This window comes from Rhizobium rosettiformans W3, from assembly GCF_004912135.1.
GTDB classification, from domain to species: domain Bacteria; phylum Pseudomonadota; class Alphaproteobacteria; order Rhizobiales; family Rhizobiaceae; genus Allorhizobium; species Allorhizobium rosettiformans.
Window position 1 is genome coordinate 1 of sequence record NZ_STGU01000008.1, and the last position, 15,236, is coordinate 15,236.

General features: G+C 61.0%; 13 protein-coding genes and 1 riboswitch. Of the genes, 9 read left to right on the forward strand and 4 right to left on the reverse strand.

Annotated elements, in window-relative coordinates:
• Positions 1-169 precede the first annotated feature (169 nt).
• Entirely contained in the window at positions 170-382 is a 213-nt protein-coding gene (locus FAA86_RS14920) for a hypothetical protein (protein ID WP_136541832.1), read from the reverse strand.
• 144 nt (positions 383-526) lie between these two features.
• Positions 527-741: riboswitch (cobalamin riboswitch) on the forward strand.
• Between the two features lie 52 nt (positions 742-793).
• Between FAA86_RS14920 and FAA86_RS14925 the strand changes: the two genes are divergently transcribed.
• The 6 genes from FAA86_RS14925 (at position 794) to FAA86_RS14950 (ending at position 9,303) form a co-directional block, all read left to right on the forward strand.
• A complete protein-coding gene (locus FAA86_RS14925; RefSeq protein WP_113462169.1) occupies positions 794-1,477 on the forward strand; it encodes an energy-coupling factor ABC transporter permease in 684 nt (227 codons plus the stop codon).
• Positions 1,478-1,609: 132 nt separating this feature from the next.
• Complete coding sequence (locus FAA86_RS14930) at positions 1,610-2,554, forward strand: phosphoribosylaminoimidazolesuccinocarboxamide synthase (RefSeq protein WP_136541834.1); 945 nt, start codon at positions 1,610-1,612, stop codon at positions 2,552-2,554.
• A gap of 76 nt (positions 2,555-2,630) precedes the next feature.
• Positions 2,631-3,233 carry a TetR family transcriptional regulator gene (locus FAA86_RS14935; RefSeq protein ID WP_246035095.1) on the forward strand — a complete coding sequence of 201 codons (603 nt, stop codon included), beginning with the start codon at positions 2,631-2,633 and terminating at the stop codon, positions 3,231-3,233.
• A gap of 138 nt (positions 3,234-3,371) precedes the next feature.
• Positions 3,372-4,589: an efflux RND transporter periplasmic adaptor subunit gene (locus tag FAA86_RS14940; RefSeq protein ID WP_167494999.1), complete on the forward strand. Its 1,218-nt coding sequence runs from the start codon at positions 3,372-3,374 to the stop codon at positions 4,587-4,589.
• Between the two features lie 41 nt (positions 4,590-4,630).
• Complete coding sequence (locus FAA86_RS14945) at positions 4,631-7,750, forward strand: efflux RND transporter permease subunit (protein ID WP_136541840.1); 3,120 nt, start codon at positions 4,631-4,633, stop codon at positions 7,748-7,750.
• 128 nt (positions 7,751-7,878) lie between these two features.
• Positions 7,879-9,303 (forward strand): efflux transporter outer membrane subunit, encoded by a 1,425-nt coding sequence (locus FAA86_RS14950; RefSeq protein ID WP_136541842.1) that lies wholly within the window; start codon positions 7,879-7,881, stop codon positions 9,301-9,303.
• A gap of 69 nt (positions 9,304-9,372) precedes the next feature.
• Here FAA86_RS14950 and FAA86_RS14955 read toward each other — a convergent pair whose 3' ends face one another.
• Complete coding sequence (locus tag FAA86_RS14955) at positions 9,373-10,149, reverse strand: cupin domain-containing protein (protein WP_246035109.1); 777 nt, start codon at positions 10,147-10,149, stop codon at positions 9,373-9,375.
• A 185-nt stretch (positions 10,150-10,334) separates the two neighbouring features.
• Here FAA86_RS14955 and FAA86_RS14960 point away from each other — a divergent pair, with 185 nt between their 5' ends.
• Together FAA86_RS14960 and FAA86_RS14965 are read left to right on the forward strand one after the other, a co-directional pair.
• Positions 10,335-11,615, forward strand: a complete 1,281-nt coding sequence (locus FAA86_RS14960; RefSeq protein ID WP_136541846.1) for a 4-aminobutyrate--2-oxoglutarate transaminase — start codon at positions 10,335-10,337, stop codon at positions 11,613-11,615.
• Between the two features lie 3 nt (positions 11,616-11,618).
• A complete protein-coding gene (locus tag FAA86_RS14965) occupies positions 11,619-13,103 on the forward strand; it encodes an NAD-dependent succinate-semialdehyde dehydrogenase (protein WP_136541848.1) in 1,485 nt (494 codons plus the stop codon).
• 33 nt (positions 13,104-13,136) lie between these two features.
• Here FAA86_RS14965 and FAA86_RS14970 read toward each other — a convergent pair whose 3' ends face one another.
• Positions 13,137-14,063 (reverse strand): hydrogen peroxide-inducible genes activator, encoded by a 927-nt coding sequence (locus FAA86_RS14970; protein ID WP_136541850.1) that lies wholly within the window; start codon positions 14,061-14,063, stop codon positions 13,137-13,139.
• A 102-nt stretch (positions 14,064-14,165) separates the two neighbouring features.
• On the opposite strand from FAA86_RS14970, the gene FAA86_RS24630 reads away from it, so the two are divergent.
• A complete protein-coding gene (locus FAA86_RS24630; protein ID WP_162760194.1) occupies positions 14,166-14,396 on the forward strand; it encodes a YdcH family protein in 231 nt (76 codons plus the stop codon).
• Between the two features lie 152 nt (positions 14,397-14,548).
• On the opposite strand, the gene efp is transcribed toward FAA86_RS24630, so the two are convergent.
• Positions 14,549-15,118, reverse strand: a complete 570-nt coding sequence (gene efp, locus FAA86_RS14980; protein ID WP_113460942.1) for an elongation factor P — start codon at positions 15,116-15,118, stop codon at positions 14,549-14,551.
• Positions 15,119-15,236 lie beyond the last annotated feature (118 nt).

Below are 15,236 nucleotides of genomic sequence, written 5' to 3' on the forward strand. Positions count from 1 at the left end.
ATTTGTCAAAAAACTGTCGTTTTTTTCAAGTGGCTGATTTCTCTACGGAAATTCTGCCAGCGGCGATTTGAACGCAGCTTCGACGGCTTTCGAGCCCGACGCTCATACCATCCGTCGCCTTGCTCTATATGGGAATGCGCGCGAGCGATTAAAAGGCCTGCTTCCAGCTTTACCCTTTGGTGATCAGGATCAACACCACGAACATCACGGGCACTGCGACCAGCGCCGGAAGGATGATTGCCGGATATCCGAACGCGACGATCGCAAGCAGCCACATCAGCAGCAGGTTCACGACAAAGAGAACCTTCGCCGTCGTCGGACCTTGAACCGCCTCCTTCAGCATCCAGCCGAACAGCGGCACACGGTAGATCATCTCTGTCATCATAGAACCTCGTCTTGGCTGAGTGACGGCACAGTGGTCGAGCGCGGCCGCTCTCGCAATGTGGCAAATTGGCTTTTGCCAGATCGGCGCGCATTACCTGCGGGGAACGTCGCAATCTGCTGGACATTCCGCAATCTCACGCCCTAATCTCGATCCCGTGATGGTTTCGCCCGGACATGACCCGACGGGCGGACGAAGAGGGAATACGGTGAGGACTACCCATCAGGGGCCGAAACCGTGGCTGCCCCCGCAACTGTGAACGGCGAGCGACGTCCGGAATGCCATTGGCCTCGTGCTGATAAGGCGGACTTTCGCCCTGACCCGTGAGCCAGGAGACCTGCCATCACTTGGCGCCGTGAACGCGGCATTCACTCTTCCCGCGCGGTGGGCGCGGACGAAAGGACATGAACTATGCATATTGAACCCGGCGTCGTCGACGGCGCGAAACTCGCACTCAGCTACGCAACGGCCGCCCTCTCCTTCGGTCTCGTTGGCAAGATGGTGGTCGATGACATCAAGTCGAAGGCCACACCGATAGGTCTTGCCGGACGGGCGCTGATGACCACCGCCCTCGTCTTCTCCTTCTTCGAGGTTCTGCCGCACCATCCGGTCGGCGTCTCCGAGGTGCATTTGATCCTCGGCTCGACACTCTTCCTGATCTTCGGCGCGGGGGCAGCCTCCATCGGTCTGGCTCTCGGCCTGCTGCTACAGGGACTGTTCTTCGCCCCCTTCGATCTGCCGCAATATGGCATGAACGTCACGACCCTGATCGTGCCGCTCTTTGCCATCAGCCAACTCGCCGCGCGGATCATCCCACAGAAGAAGGCCTATGTGGATGTCGGCTACCGCGACGCCCTTGCTCTTTCGACAGCCTATCAGGGCGGCATCGTCGCATGGGTCGCCTTCTGGGCACTTTATGGCCACGGCTTTAGCGCCGAGAGCCTTTCGTCCATCGCAACCTTCGGCGCAGCCTACATGACGGTCATCCTGATTGAGCCGCTCGTCGATCTCGCCGTCCTTGCAGCGGCGAAGTCCTGGCGGAAGGCAACCGACAATGGCCTGTTCAACGGCCGCCTGCACCACGCAGCCGTCTGATCGCCGCTTCACGGAGAAGAGCGCATGGTCCGGCCATGCGCTTTTTCTTTGAAACAGGGGCCACTTTCGGGTACCGCGAGGCGGAAACCGCACAACCTGAGTGCTATCGCCGTCAAGACATCGAGGACACCCATGCGCATCCTGTCCGAAGCTCATTATCCGGAACTGCCGAACTACTATCGTGGCAAGGTGCGCGAAAACTACGACCTTGCGGACGGCAGCCGGATCATCATCTCGACCGACCGCCTCAGCGCCTTCGACCGGATCCTCACCTGCATTCCTTATAAAGGCCAGGTTCTGACCCAGACGGCGCGCTACTGGTTCGAGAAGACCAAGGACATCTGCCCCAATCATGTGATCGCCTATCCCGATCCGAATGTCGTCGTCGGCAAACGTCTTGACATCCTGCCGGTCGAGATCGTCGTGCGCGGTTATCTCGCCGGCACGACAGGTACCTCGATCCTCACTCTCTATAAGAAGGGTGAGCGCCAGATGTACGGGATCACCCTTCCCGACGGCATGCGGGACAATGAGAAGCTTCCGACCCCGATCATCACGCCGACGAGCAAGGAATTCGACGGTGGCCATGACGAGCCGCTGACACCGACCGAAATCGTTGAAAAGAAGCTGCTGACTGCCGACCAGTGGGAGACCTTGTCCCGCTATGCGCTCGCGCTCTTTGCACGCGGTCAGGAACTGGCGGCCGAACGCGGCCTCATTCTCGTCGACACGAAATACGAATTCGGGACGGACGAGAACGGCACGATCATTCTGGCGGACGAAATCCACACGCCGGACAGCAGCCGCTACTGGATCGCGGACAGCTATCAGGCGAGCTTCGAAAAAGGTGAGCGTCCCCAAAGTTTCGACAAGGACTTCGTGCGCGCCTGGGTCGCCGAGAGATGTGACCCCTATGTCGATGAGATCCCGGAAATTCCACAAGCGCTGGTCGAAGAGACATCGCGTGTCTATATCAAGGCGTACGAAGCGATCACGGGAATGGCATTCGTGCCCGATGACAGCGGCGAAAGTCCCTGGGCCCGTGTCCGTCACAATCTGACCTCGTACTTCCCCTGAGAAAGGGTGGACTATGAATCATGATCCTCGCGTAAGGCCTCTCACCTGCTGCCCTTCGGCTGGAGCGGGTGCTGCCATGCGCAGGCCAAGACGGCCGGCGGAGGAAACGCGCGAGGAGATTTTGAACACGGCCGAACGCATGTTCCGCGCTCAGGGCTATGCCAGCGTATCCATTGCGGACATCGCGACAGAGCTTTCGATGTCGCCGGCCAACGTGTTCAAGCATTTCCGCACCAAGACAAGTCTTGTGGATGCGATCGCCACCCGCGCCATCGAACAGACGCTGAATGCCTTGAAGGCTCTCGCCAGCGACAGGCCGGCGCCGGAGCGGCTCTACGCACTTGCCCAGCACCTGATGGACGAACACCTTTCCGAGCAGGTGGATGCTCCCTTCGTGTTCGAGATGATCCTTGTAACGATCACCGAAGAACTGGATTGCGGCGACCGATTCCGCCAGATCGTTGTCGGCATGATCGGCGAGATCATTGCGGCCGGCGTCGAGGAAGGTGTCTATCACGCGGATGATATCCCGCGCCTGGCCAACGCCACCTTCGATGCGCTCGCCTGTGTCATTCATCCTGTCATGACAGGGATGGAGAAGGCTGACATAATGGCAACACGCTGTCGGGAAGTCGTCCGCCTCATCGATGCTGCATTGCGGTCGCCGCTTGCAAAGTGACGTTTCTTGACTTACGTCACTTCGATCATGATGGAGACCTCCTTCAACGGACGCCTCCATAGTTCCGTCATGCCCTGATTCCGATGAAGCAGGACAGGACTGCTCTCGTTCAATGCCTGACCATCTGTATGGGATTATTTGATGCGCCCAAGCCTCAGACTTGCTTCCGCTCTCGTCATCTGCACTGCAGCCCTCGCCGGCTGCTCCGAACAGGAGGCGGCTCAGGGAGGTGGTGGAGCTGCAGCCGGCGGCGGTGAACGCCCACCGGCGGCCGTCAGCGTCGTGGTGATGAAGAAGGAATCCCACGAGCTCACGACAACCCTGCCCGGTCGTGCCTCCGCATTCCAGATGGCGGAGATCCGTCCGCGCGTCAGCGGCATCATCAAGGAAATCGCCTTCAAGGAAGGCAGCGAGGTCCAGGCCGGCGATCTGCTCTTCAAGATCGAGGACGACACCTATCGCGCAGCGGTCGCCCAGGCGCAGGCCAGCTTGCAGAAGGCAGAAGCCGGCGTTCCGACCGCTCAATCCAACCTTGCCCGTCAGGAACGCCTTGTCGGCAGCGGCGCCACGCAGGTGGAGCTTGAAAACGCCCGTGTGACCCTGCTTCAGGCCGAAGCAGATGTTGCCCAGGCCAAGGCCGCCTTGCGGTCCGCCGAGATTGAGCTGGGACTGACCGAAATCAGGGCCCCTTTCGAAGGCGTGACGACGGCTTCGCGCTACTCCATCGGCAACGTCGTGACCGCCAACCAGACCGACAGCCTGATGACACTGCGCCGTCTCGATCCGATTTACATCGACCTGACGGAATCGAGCGTGAACCTGCTGCGGCTGCGTGAGGCGATCAAGGCTGGCCGCATCGATCAGACCGACAGCGAGACGACAAACATCCGTCTGACACTGGAAGACGGCATCGAATATCCGATCGTCGGCAAGCTCGACATGTCCGAACTGGCTGTCAGCCAGACCACCGGCACATTCTCGATCCGCGCCCTCTTCGACAATCCCGACAGCCTGATCCTGCCGGGCATGTATGCCCGGGCAACTGTCGATGTCGGTGTTGAGCAAGGCTTTCTCATCCCGCAGCGGGCGGCCACGCGCAGCCCGAACGGCGAGCTGACGGCGAAATTCGTGACCGCGGACAACAAGGTCGAGACGCGGACCTTCGAGAACGCCGAGGTCTCCGGTGACAATTGGCTCGTCGCCTCCGGGATCGAGGATGGCGACAAGCTGATCGTCGACGGCTTCCAGTGGATCGGCGACGGTGCACCCGTTCAGCCGGTCGAGGCGAAGATCAATGCGGACGGGCTCGTCGAAGAGACCGCGGCCCCGGCTGCTGCGCCTGCTGCACAACCTTAATGGTGCGACAGGCAAGGCAACCGAGGCGTAGAGGATAACCCATGGCCCAATATTTCATCCGTCGCCCGATCTTCGCTTGGGTGATCGCGATCATCATCATGCTCGGGGGCGCATTGGCGATCTCGACCTTGTCGATCGCCCAGTATCCGGAAATCGCACCGACGACCGTGCAGATTTCGGCAAGCTATAACGGCGCCAGCGCAGAGACCGTCGAGAAATCCGTCACCTCGATCATCGAGGACGGCATGACCGGTCTCGACGATCTGACATATATGACCTCGTCGTCGAGCACCGGCTCGGCAACCGTGACGCTGACCTTCGGCAACTCCATCGATCCGGAAATCGCCCAGGTTCAGGTTCAGAACAAGCTCCAGCTGGTCCAGTCGCAGCTGCCGGATATCGTGCAGACCTCCGGCATCTCGGTGACGCGTTCGACATCAAGCATCCTGCTCGTCGGCGCACTCGTCTCGACGGACGGCGCCCGCAGCAACGTCGAGCTTGGTGATATCTTCTCCTCCCAGATCGAAGACCAGATCAAGCGCCTCGAAGGCGTCGGCAGCATTCAGGTCTTCGGCACGGGCTATGCAATGCGCGTCTGGCTGGATCCGTTCCAGCTCAACAAGTTCCAGCTGACGCCCACGGATGTCACCACCGCAATCCAGGCTCAGAACACCCAGGTCTCCGTCGGCGCACTGGGCAGCCAGCCCGCCCCGGCCGGCCAGCAGCTGACCGTAACGGTCACGGCTCAGAGCCAGTTGCAGTCTGTCTCCGACTTCGAGTCGATCATCCTGAAGACGGAAACGGACGGCGCGACGGTTCGCCTGAGCGACGTCGCCCGCATCGAGATCGGCCAGGAAAGCTACGGCACGAAGACCCGCTCCAACCGAAATCCGGCGACCGGCTTTGCCGTGAACCTCGCGACCGGCGCCAACGCGCTGGACACGGCGGCTCTCGTCAAGTCGCAGCTCGAGACCATCGGCCCGTCACTGCCGGAAAACGTGGTCATCACCTATCCCTATGACACCACGCCATTTGTCCAGCTGTCGATCGAGAAGGTCGTTCACACGCTGCTCGAAGCGATCGTGCTGGTCTTCGTGGTGCTGCTCGTCTTCCTGCAGAACCTGCGCGCGACCATCATTCCGATGATTGCCGTCCCAGTCGTTCTGCTTGGCACCTTCGGCATCCTTGCGATCACGGGTTATTCCATCAACACGCTCACCATGTTTGCCATGGTGCTTGCGATCGGCCTCCTCGTCGATGATGCGATCGTCGTCGTGGAAAACGTCGAGCGCATCATGTCGGAAGAAGGGCTTTCCCCGCTCGAGGCGACCCAGAAGTCTATGGGCGAGATCACCGGCGCGATCGTCGGCATCGCGCTCGTCCTGACCGCCGTCTTCATTCCGATGGCGTTCTTCGGCGGCTCGACGGGCATTATTTACCGCCAGTTCTCGGTCACCATCGTTTCGGCGATGCTGCTCTCGGCACTCGTGGCCATCGTCCTCACACCGGCGCTCTGCGCCACGATGTTGAAGCCGATCGACCACCACAAGCAGAAGCGCGGCCTTGGCGGCTGGTTCAACCGGAACTTCGACAGTGCCACCGGCGGCTATGTTTCCTCCATTGGCTATCTCCTGAAGCGCCCGCTCCGCGTCATGCTGATGTTCGCGATCGTGATCGGCGGCATGAGCTGGCTCTTCCTGCGTCTCCCGTCCTCCTTCCTCCCGCAGGAAGACCAGGGCGTGTTGATGACCATCGTGCAGCTGCCGAACGGCGCGACCGTCACGCGCACCGAAGAGATCATCAAGAAGATTGAGGACTACTATCTCGATCAGGAAAAGGACGCGATCCAGGACGTTTTCTCGGTCTCCGGCTTCTCGTTCACCGGGTCGGGTCAGAACTACGCGCTCGTCTTCGCAAAGCTGAAGGATTTCGAGCTGCGTGAAGAGCCAGAACTCGCGGCTTCTGCCATCGTGCAGCGTGCCATGGGGTATTTCTTCACCTTGCGTGATGCTCAGGTCTTCCCGCTGCAGCCGCCTGCAATCCCGGGTCTCGGCACCTCGAGCGGCTTCTCGATGTACCTCGTCGACAGCGGCAAGAACGGCACCGAAGCGCTGACCGCCGCCTCGCAGCAATTGATGCAGGCTGGCAGTTCCAACTCCGCTATCAGCTCGCTGCGCTCCAACAACCCGCCGGCGGAAACTCAGCTGAAATTCCTGCTTGATCAGGAAAAGATGGGCGCCATGGGTCTCGACATCGCAACCGTCAACAACATGCTGTCGACGATCTTTGCGGGCCGTGACGTCAACGACTTCACCCTGAACGGCGAACTGAAGCCCGTCTATGTGCAGGGTGACGCGCGCTACCGCATGCAGGAAACGGCGATCAACGACTGGCATGCCCGCAACAGCGACGGCGAAATGGTGCCCTTCTCCTCTTTCGTCAAAACCCAGTGGATCAGTGGCGCTCCGACGCTCAGCCGGTTCAATGGCGTTGGTGCGATCTCGATGGAAGGTGCAGCCGGCGCAGGCGTCAGTTCCGGCACGGCCATGGACACGATGGAAGAGCTGACCGCAGCCATGGATGGCGGCTACACCGTCGCCTGGCAGGGCATCTCCTACCAGGAGCGACTGTCCGGCTCTCAGGCGCCGCTGCTCTATGCGCTGTCCGTTCTGATCGTCTTCCTCTGCCTTGCCGCCCTTTACGAGAGCTGGTCCATCCCGTTCTCGGTGATCATGGCGGTGCCGGTGGGCGTGCTCGGAGCGGTCGCCGCAGCAACCCTGTTCGGTCAGTCCAACGACGTCTACTTCAAGGTCGGACTGCTCACCACGATCGGTCTGGCTGCCAAGAATGCGATTCTCATCGTGGAGTTCGCAAAGGACCGTCAGGCGGCCGGATTGAGTGTCATTGATGCAACACTCGAAGCCGCAAAGCTTCGTTTGCGCCCGATTATCATGACATCTCTCGCCTTCATCCTCGGCGTTGTGCCATTGGCTATTGCGACCGGCGCGGGTTCCGCTGCGCAGAATTCGATCGGTATTGGCGTTCTGGGTGGCATGTTAACCGCAACGGCGCTCGGAATCTTCTTCGTGCCGTCGTTTTTTGTGATCATTCGGCAACTTTTCGGCGGTGCAAAACCGAAAGATGAGCTGTATAAGGGATGATTGACAAACTACGTTAAGGAATTATTGCGTAAGCTGCTGCGGTAGCCTGCGTGAGTATAGCGGTCGCCGGCAAAGGTATCCAGAGATCCTTCCGCGGCAAGACCGGGGGACCAATACAGGAACACGTGATGCTGAAAATTCGCGCCGCCGCACCTCTCGCAATGCTCCTCCTTTCCGGTTGTGTCGTCGGACCGGATTACGAGACGCCCCAAACGGCACTCCCGATCAAGTTTTCCGAAGGCAGCACGCGGGCCGCTGCAGACGTAACGCTGCAGCCCTGGTGGACGGCCTTCAACGACCGCCGCCTGAACACGCTGGTTGATCAGGGCCTCGACCAGAACCTGGATGTCCTCCAGGCGATCGAGCGCATCACCTCGGCTGAAGCAAACTTCGAATCCGCTGATTCGGCCGCATTCCCGCAACTCTCGGTGTCAGCCGACCATCAGGTCTCCAAGACCAATGCGAGCGGCGCGCTTGTCACCCGCGACAGCGATACGACCAATACCACCACCGGCACGGCCGGTGTGTCCTGGCTGATCGACCTTTTCGGTCAGTATCGCCGGGCAAAGGAAAGCGCCAAGGCATCGCTCGACGCGGCCTATGCCAGCGCAGACGTTGCACGTCTGACCTTCCTGTCGAGCGTCGTGACGGCCTATGTCGATGCCCGCTATTACCAGGAGCGCATTGCGATTGCCCGCAAGAACCTCGGATCCCGCCGGGAAACGTTGGAACTGACGCGCCTGCAGCTTGAAGCCGGTGCGGCTTCCCGCCTCGACGTGGTCCAGTCGGAAGGTCTCGTGAACTCGACGCTGGCTGAAATCCCCGCACTTGAGATCTCGTTCCGCCAGTCTGTGCACCGGATCGCGCTGCTGCTTGGCCTTCCGGCGACGAGCCTTCTCGCAGACCTGCAGAAGGGCGCATCTCAGCCCTACTTCCGCCGCAGCGTGAATGCCGGTGTTCCTGCCGACCTGATCCGCAACCGTCCGGATATTCGCGCAGCCGAGCGTAACCTCGCTGCGGCAACCGCCGAGATCGGCGTAGCTGAAGCCGCGCTCTATCCGTCGATCACGCTCAGCGGATCGATCTCGCCCACGCTCGTCGCCGTCGCCGGCGCCAGCGGCAAGGCAACCTCGTGGGGCTTCGGCCCGAGCCTTGACTTGCCGATCTTCGATGCGGGTGCCCGTCGCGCCAACATCAAGGCACGGGAAGCGGCAGCGCGGGAAGCTTATCTCGCATGGAAGCAGACTGTTCTCGGCGCGGTCGAGGAAGTGGAGAACGCCCTCGTGGCCGTCAACCGCACGCGTCAGACCGTCTCGGCACTGACCGCCACCGTCCGCTCCTATGAAGAGGCCCTGTCGCTTGCAACGGCGAGCTACCGTGATGGCGCCTCCTCGCTTCTCGACGTGCTGGATGCCCAGCGCAACGTTGCCAGCGCCCAGGCGAGCCTCGCCCAGGCTGTGCAGCAGTTGGCCAACGGCTACGTTCAGCTGAATGTCGCCATCGGCGGCGGCTACGCATGGGACGGCGCAAAGACCGTCGTCGCCAGCAAGTAAGCGTCCTGAAATCGACAACAAGGAAGCCCGGCACCTGCAAAGGTCGCCGGGCTTTTCTTTGTCCAGAGTTCAGAAAGTGGCGGGCGTATTGATCCAGATGAGCACGGTCTCGCCGCTTGAGATATTGCGCCACGAATGCGGTCTGCGGCTTTCGAAATAGAAGCTGTCACCGGCATGCAGTTCGAAGAACTGGTCACCGTCGAGGATGATCTCCAGGCTTCCCGACAACATATGGATGAACTCCTCTCCCTCATGCTGATAGGCGCCCTCGCTTGAAGCGCCCGGTGCAAGCTGGAACCGGTTGCACTCCATCATGTTGCGCCCCTCGGCAAGCACCTGAACCGCGACACCGGATGAAGTGGTCGGCCACGAAGCCCATTTGCCTTCGCGGATCAGGCTCTCCCCGCCCCTGCCCTCCTCCTGTCCGCTGAGCGAGGCCAGCGTCGTGCCAAGATGGCGGGCAACCTCGTGCAGCGCGGTGAACGAAAGCCCCTGGGAGGTACGCTCGAACGTCGAGAGCTGGGAGATGGATACCCCGGTTGCCTGAGCGACAGTCTCGAGCGTCTTGCTGGCTTCCCGTCTCAAACGCCGCATTCGCGTGCCCGGCCGGATGTCGGAAGCGTCGTCCTCTGCCTCGCCGGCATCGTCGTCGGCTTCCGGCAAGTCACGCAGGGTCTCGCGGATCGCCGCGGGATTGAGCCCCTTCTCGCTTCGAAGCCATGCAATGTGCTTCAGCCGATCCACCAGGGCGCGATCATAAAGCCGCTGCCCTGTCTCGGTGCGGAGAGGCTGGATCAGTTCCTGGCTTTCCCAGAGCCGCAGCGTCGAGGGCGAAACGCCCGCCATCCGCGCTGCCTCCGCAATCTTGAACCGGATATCGTCCACGCTGCCCTCGATCAAATGTCGCAGTCACGCGTGATAATGCCGACAAGACATATTGCAAGTCTACAGAAAAAATGTAGGAAATATGAAACCGGGCGATCAACCTTGTCGATGACGCCTCTGGCAACCCTTCGCACAGGACGAAAACGATGAAGAACGCCGAAATCTCAGCCCGCAAGAACGACGCCATCTCCCGCGGCGTCGGCATGACAACGCAGATCTATGCCGACAAGGCAGAGAACTCGGAAATCTGGGACGTCGAAGGCCGCCGCTACATTGATTTCGCCGGCGGCATTGCCGTACTCAACACCGGGCATCGCCACCCGAAGGTCGTTGAAGCCGTCAAGAACCAGCTCGACCGCTTCACCCACACCTGCCACCAGGTCGTCCCTTACGAAAACTACGTCGCGCTTGCCGAGCGCCTGAACAAGATGGTCCCCGGCAACTTCGAGAAGAAGACGATCTTCGCAACGACCGGCGCCGAAGCCGTCGAGAACGCAATCAAGATCGCCCGCTGCGCCACCGGCCGCTCTGCCGTGATCGCCTTTACCGGCGGCTTCCACGGCCGCACCTTCCTCGGCATGGCACTGACGGGCAAGGTCGTGCCCTACAAGGTCGGCTTTGGCCCGATGATGGGTGACGTCTTCCACGTGCCCTTCCCGCTCGAAATGCACGGCATCGATGTCGAGACCTCGCTCGACGTTCTCGACAAGCTGTTCAAGGCCGACGTCGACCCGAAGCGCGTCGCCGCCATCATCGTCGAGCCGGTCCAGGGCGAAGGCGGCTTCTACGACGTGCCGCGCGCTCTGATGAAGGCACTGCGCGAGATCTGCGACGAGCACGGCATCTTGCTTGTCGCGGACGAAGTGCAGACCGGCTTTGCTCGTACCGGCAAGCTCTTTGCCATGGAGCACTATGACGTCGTGCCGGACCTGACGACGATGGCAAAGAGCCTCGCCGGCGGCTTCCCGCTCTCGGCCGTCACAGGCCGCGCCGAACTCATGGACGCTCCCGGCCCCGGCGGTCTCGGCGGCACCTATGCCGGCAACCCGCTGGCAATCGCCGCCGCCCATGCCGTGCTCGACGTGATCGACGAAGAGAACCTTTGCGATCGCGCCAACCAGCTCGGCAGCCGCCTGAAGCAGCGTCTGGAAGCCATCCGCGCGGATGTTCCGCATATCATGGATATCCGCGGCCTCGGCTTCATGAACGCCGTCGAGTTCAAAGTGCCTGGAACCGACAAGCCGAATGCGGATTTCACCAATGCGGTGCGTCTGAAGGCGCTGGAGAAGGGCCTGATCCTTCTGACCTGCGGCGTCTACAGCAACGTCATCCGCTTCCTCGCCCCGATCACCATTCAGGACGAGGTCTTCAACGAGGCGCTCGATCTGATCGAAGCCTCGATCCGTGAAGTTGCAGCAGGAGCCTGAGGCATGACCCTTTCGAACGTTCTGACCGACAAGTTGAAGGATCCGACACTGGCGACCGACAAGTCGCTCGTCGGCAATGACTGGCTGGCGGCAAGCCAGTCGGGCAAGACCTTCGAGGTCACCAACCCGGCCACGGGCGAAGTCATCGCGGTTCTCCCCGATGTGAGCAAGGCGGAAGTCACCAAGGCGATCGATGCCGCTCACACGGCTCAGAAAGCATGGGCGAAGAAGACCGGCAAGGAGCGCGCCGCCGTGCTCCGCAAGCTGAACGACCTGATGGTCGCCAATGCCGATGATCTGGCCACGATCCTGACGATGGAAATGGGTAAACCCTGGCCTGAAGCCCGTGGTGAAATTCTCTACGGCGCGTCCTATGTCGAATGGTTCGCCGAAGAAGCCAAGCGCGTTTATGGCGACACCATCCCCGGCCACCAGGCCGACAAGCGGATCATGGTCATCAAGCAGCCGGTCGGCGTCGTCGGTGCGATCACGCCATGGAACTTCCCCAACGCGATGCTCGCCCGCAAGGTCGCGCCAGCACTTGCCGTCGGTTGCGCCATGGTGTCGAAGCCCGCCGCCCAGACGCCGCTCTCGGCTCTGGCGATCGCCATTCTGGCCGAGCGTGCAGGTCTCCCCGCCGGCCTCTTCTCGGTGTTGACCTCGACCGACGCGGCCATGGTTGGCCAGGAACTCTGCGCCAATGACAAGGTCCGCAAGCTGACCTTCACCGGCTCCACCAATGTCGGCCGGATCCTGATGCGTCAGGGGGCAGACCAGATCATGAAGCTCGGCCTCGAGCTCGGCGGCAATGCTCCCTTCATCGTCTTCGATGATGCGGATCTCGATGCTGCCGTCGAAGGGGCGATGATTTCCAAGTATCGCAATGCCGGCCAGACCTGCGTCTGCGCCAACCGCCTCTATGTCCAGTCCGGCATATACGACGCCTTTGCCAGGAAGCTCGCGGAAAAGGTTGGCCAGCTCAAGGTCGGCAACGGATTCGCCGAGGGCGTGACCACCGGTCCGCTGATCGACTCCAAGGCCGTTGAAAAGGTCAAGGAGCACGTGGCGGACGCCGTCTTCAAGGGTGCTCAGATCGCTCTCGGTGGTAAACCGTCCTCGGCGGGCGAGCTCTTCTTCGAGCCGACGATCCTGACGGGCGTCACCACGGCGATGAAGGTGGCGACCGAGGAAACCTTCGGGCCCGTCGCTCCGCTCTTCAAGTTCGAGACGGAAGAGGAAGTGATCGAACTTGCCAACGCCACCGAGTTTGGCCTCGCCTCCTACTTCTACTCGAAGGACATCGCGAAGGTGTTCCGTGTGGCGGAAGCCCTCGAATATGGCATGGTCGGCGTCAACACCGGGCTGATCTCGACGGAAGTTGCGCCCTTTGGCGGCATCAAGCAGTCCGGCCTCGGCCGCGAAGGCTCCAAGTACGGCGTGGATGACTATACCGAGATCAAGTATATCTGCCTCGGCGGCATTGCCTGACCGATTGAAGATCCCCGGCCCTGCCGGGGATCCTCATTTCTGTTGATCGCCTTCGAAGATGCGCTCGGCCACAGAGCGTCCGAGACGCGCTAATGTCTCGAAATGGCTGCCTCGTGCCGAAGACTGGCGCCAGAAGAAGCCGATGTCGCGAATGCCTTCCCAGCCGTCGATCGTCAGCAGCTTGATCCCGTCTTCCTTGGCGAATTCAGAGCGCACATAAAGCTCCGGAAAGAGCGACAAGCCCATGTCGATCGACACCATCTGCCGGATCGCATCCAGGCTGGACCCCTCATATTCTTCGGCCAGTGTGGCGCCAGACATGTCCGCGAGGCGCCGCACTTCGTCCATCAGCCGGTGACCGGCACCGAGCGTGAGAAGCCTCTCGCCCTTCAGCGCATCCGGCGCGATCCTGTCGAACGCAGCCAGCGGATGCGCCTTGGGGACGCCAAGAAGAATCCGCTCCCGACAGATCTGCAGCGAGACGAAACCGTCTTCAGCCGATGGCAGCGGACCCAGTCCGCAATCCGTCTCCCCCTGCAGCACGGCCTTTTCCAGCTGCCGCGGCCTGTCTTCCCGAATGTAGATCTTGAGCTCCGGATACTGCTGGTGAAGGGGCGGCAGAAGATAGGGTAGAAAATAGGGGCCGAAGGAGGGCGCGACGCCGAGGCGGATCGCGCCGCCAAGATTGGACTTCGATCCGGTTGCAAGCGCTCTGATCTCATCCAGACCACTGAGAATGACCTTGGCGGCCGTAATGATCTCCGTGCCGACGGGCGTCGGGGTCACCTGACCCGGCATGCGATCGATGAGCGTCACCCCCAGCTGTTTTTCGAGAAGCGCCACCTGCACGGAGAGCGTCGGCTGGGAGACGTTGCAGCGTTTGGCGGCTTCGCCGAAATGCCCGGTCTCGCCGAGCATCACGAGATATTCCAGCTGCCGGTGGCTTGGTCGGAAGGGCACGGGGTCAACTCCATAGAGAGGGCCTATGGATTTTATATAATCAATGAATTGGAACAATCAAACGAACACCCTCATATTCTGATCGTACGAAAGGAGATAGCCATGAAGCAACTGCTGAAAGCCCTGAGAGCCCGTCACTCGATCGTCGCCGCCAAGATCGATGAAGAACAGCGTCGTCCGCAACCGGATGGCATCCGGGTCCGCGCCTTGAAGAAGATCAAGCTGCACTTGAAGGAGCAGATCATGTTGCTGGAGCAAGGCGAGACCATGAAGGTCGCCTCAGCGCGCTCCAAGGCGTCGAACTTCGGCACACCTCTTCTCGCCGGACGCTGATCCGCCTGCGCGCCGTGATGGCGCAGGCGTGACCGGCGAGAGCGGCCGGCGGGGCACCCTGCGCCCCGCCGGCATTTTCGGGTCGATGAAACGAAAAAGCCCGGCGTCGTTGAACGCCGGGCTTTTTTGGTTTTTGTCGGTCTCGCGCCGGACTAGTTCTTGGCGCGCTCGACGTAGGAATTGTCTTCGGTCGCGATCACGACGCGGGTACCAGCGTCGACATGCGGCGGCACCATGGTGCGGATGCCGTTCGAAAGCATGGCGGGCTTGTAGGAGGAGGAGGCCGTCTGACCCTTCACGACCGGCTCGGTCTCGGTGATCTCGAGCGTCACGTGACGCGGCAGCTGGATGGCAAGAGCGACGCCTTCATGCATCGAGAGGATGCAGACCATGCCTTCCTGCAGATAGGCCTTCTGATCGCCCATCGTCTCGGCATCGACAACGACCTGATCGTAGTTGTCAGGGTTCATGAAGTGGAAGCCTTCACCGTCCTCGTAAAGGAACTGGTGGTTCACATCTTCAACGAACGCGCGCTCGACCTGTTCGGTCGTGCGCCAGCGCTCCGAAACCTTCACACCGTCGACGATGCGGCGCATGTTCACCTGGGTGACCGGCGTGCCCTTGCCCGGATGGAAATTCTCGGCCGTCAGGACGACGTAGAGCTTGCCGTCGACATCCAGAACATTGCCCTTGCGCACGGACGAGGCGATAATCTTGACCATTGGAATTCCTTGTATCTGCGTAAGACCCGTCGTAAAGGACGGCGGTCCCGATGGACCTCTTTGAATTTCTCGGGCGCAACTAACCCAAATCCGGCAAAATAGCCAGCCCGTGTTGAGA

Coding starts and splice junctions, on each gene's coding strand:
- FAA86_RS14920 (WP_136541832.1), bottom strand. CDS start 382: ATGACAGAGATGATCTACCGTGTGCCGCTGTTCGGCTGGATGCTGAAG.
- FAA86_RS14925 (WP_113462169.1), top strand. CDS start 794: ATGCATATTGAACCCGGCGTCGTCGACGGCGCGAAACTCGCACTCAGC.
- FAA86_RS14930 (WP_136541834.1), top strand. CDS start 1,610: ATGCGCATCCTGTCCGAAGCTCATTATCCGGAACTGCCGAACTACTAT.
- FAA86_RS14935 (WP_246035095.1), top strand. CDS start 2,631: ATGCGCAGGCCAAGACGGCCGGCGGAGGAAACGCGCGAGGAGATTTTG.
- FAA86_RS14945 (WP_136541840.1), top strand. CDS start 4,631: ATGGCCCAATATTTCATCCGTCGCCCGATCTTCGCTTGGGTGATCGCG.
- FAA86_RS14950 (WP_136541842.1), top strand. CDS start 7,879: ATGCTGAAAATTCGCGCCGCCGCACCTCTCGCAATGCTCCTCCTTTCC.
- FAA86_RS14955 (WP_246035109.1), bottom strand. CDS start 10,149: ATGGCGGGCGTTTCGCCCTCGACGCTGCGGCTCTGGGAAAGCCAGGAA.
- FAA86_RS14960 (WP_136541846.1), top strand. CDS start 10,335: ATGAAGAACGCCGAAATCTCAGCCCGCAAGAACGACGCCATCTCCCGC.
- FAA86_RS14965 (WP_136541848.1), top strand. CDS start 11,619: ATGACCCTTTCGAACGTTCTGACCGACAAGTTGAAGGATCCGACACTG.
- FAA86_RS24630 (WP_162760194.1), top strand. CDS start 14,166: ATGAAGCAACTGCTGAAAGCCCTGAGAGCCCGTCACTCGATCGTCGCC.
- efp (WP_113460942.1), bottom strand. CDS start 15,118: ATGGTCAAGATTATCGCCTCGTCCGTGCGCAAGGGCAATGTTCTGGAT.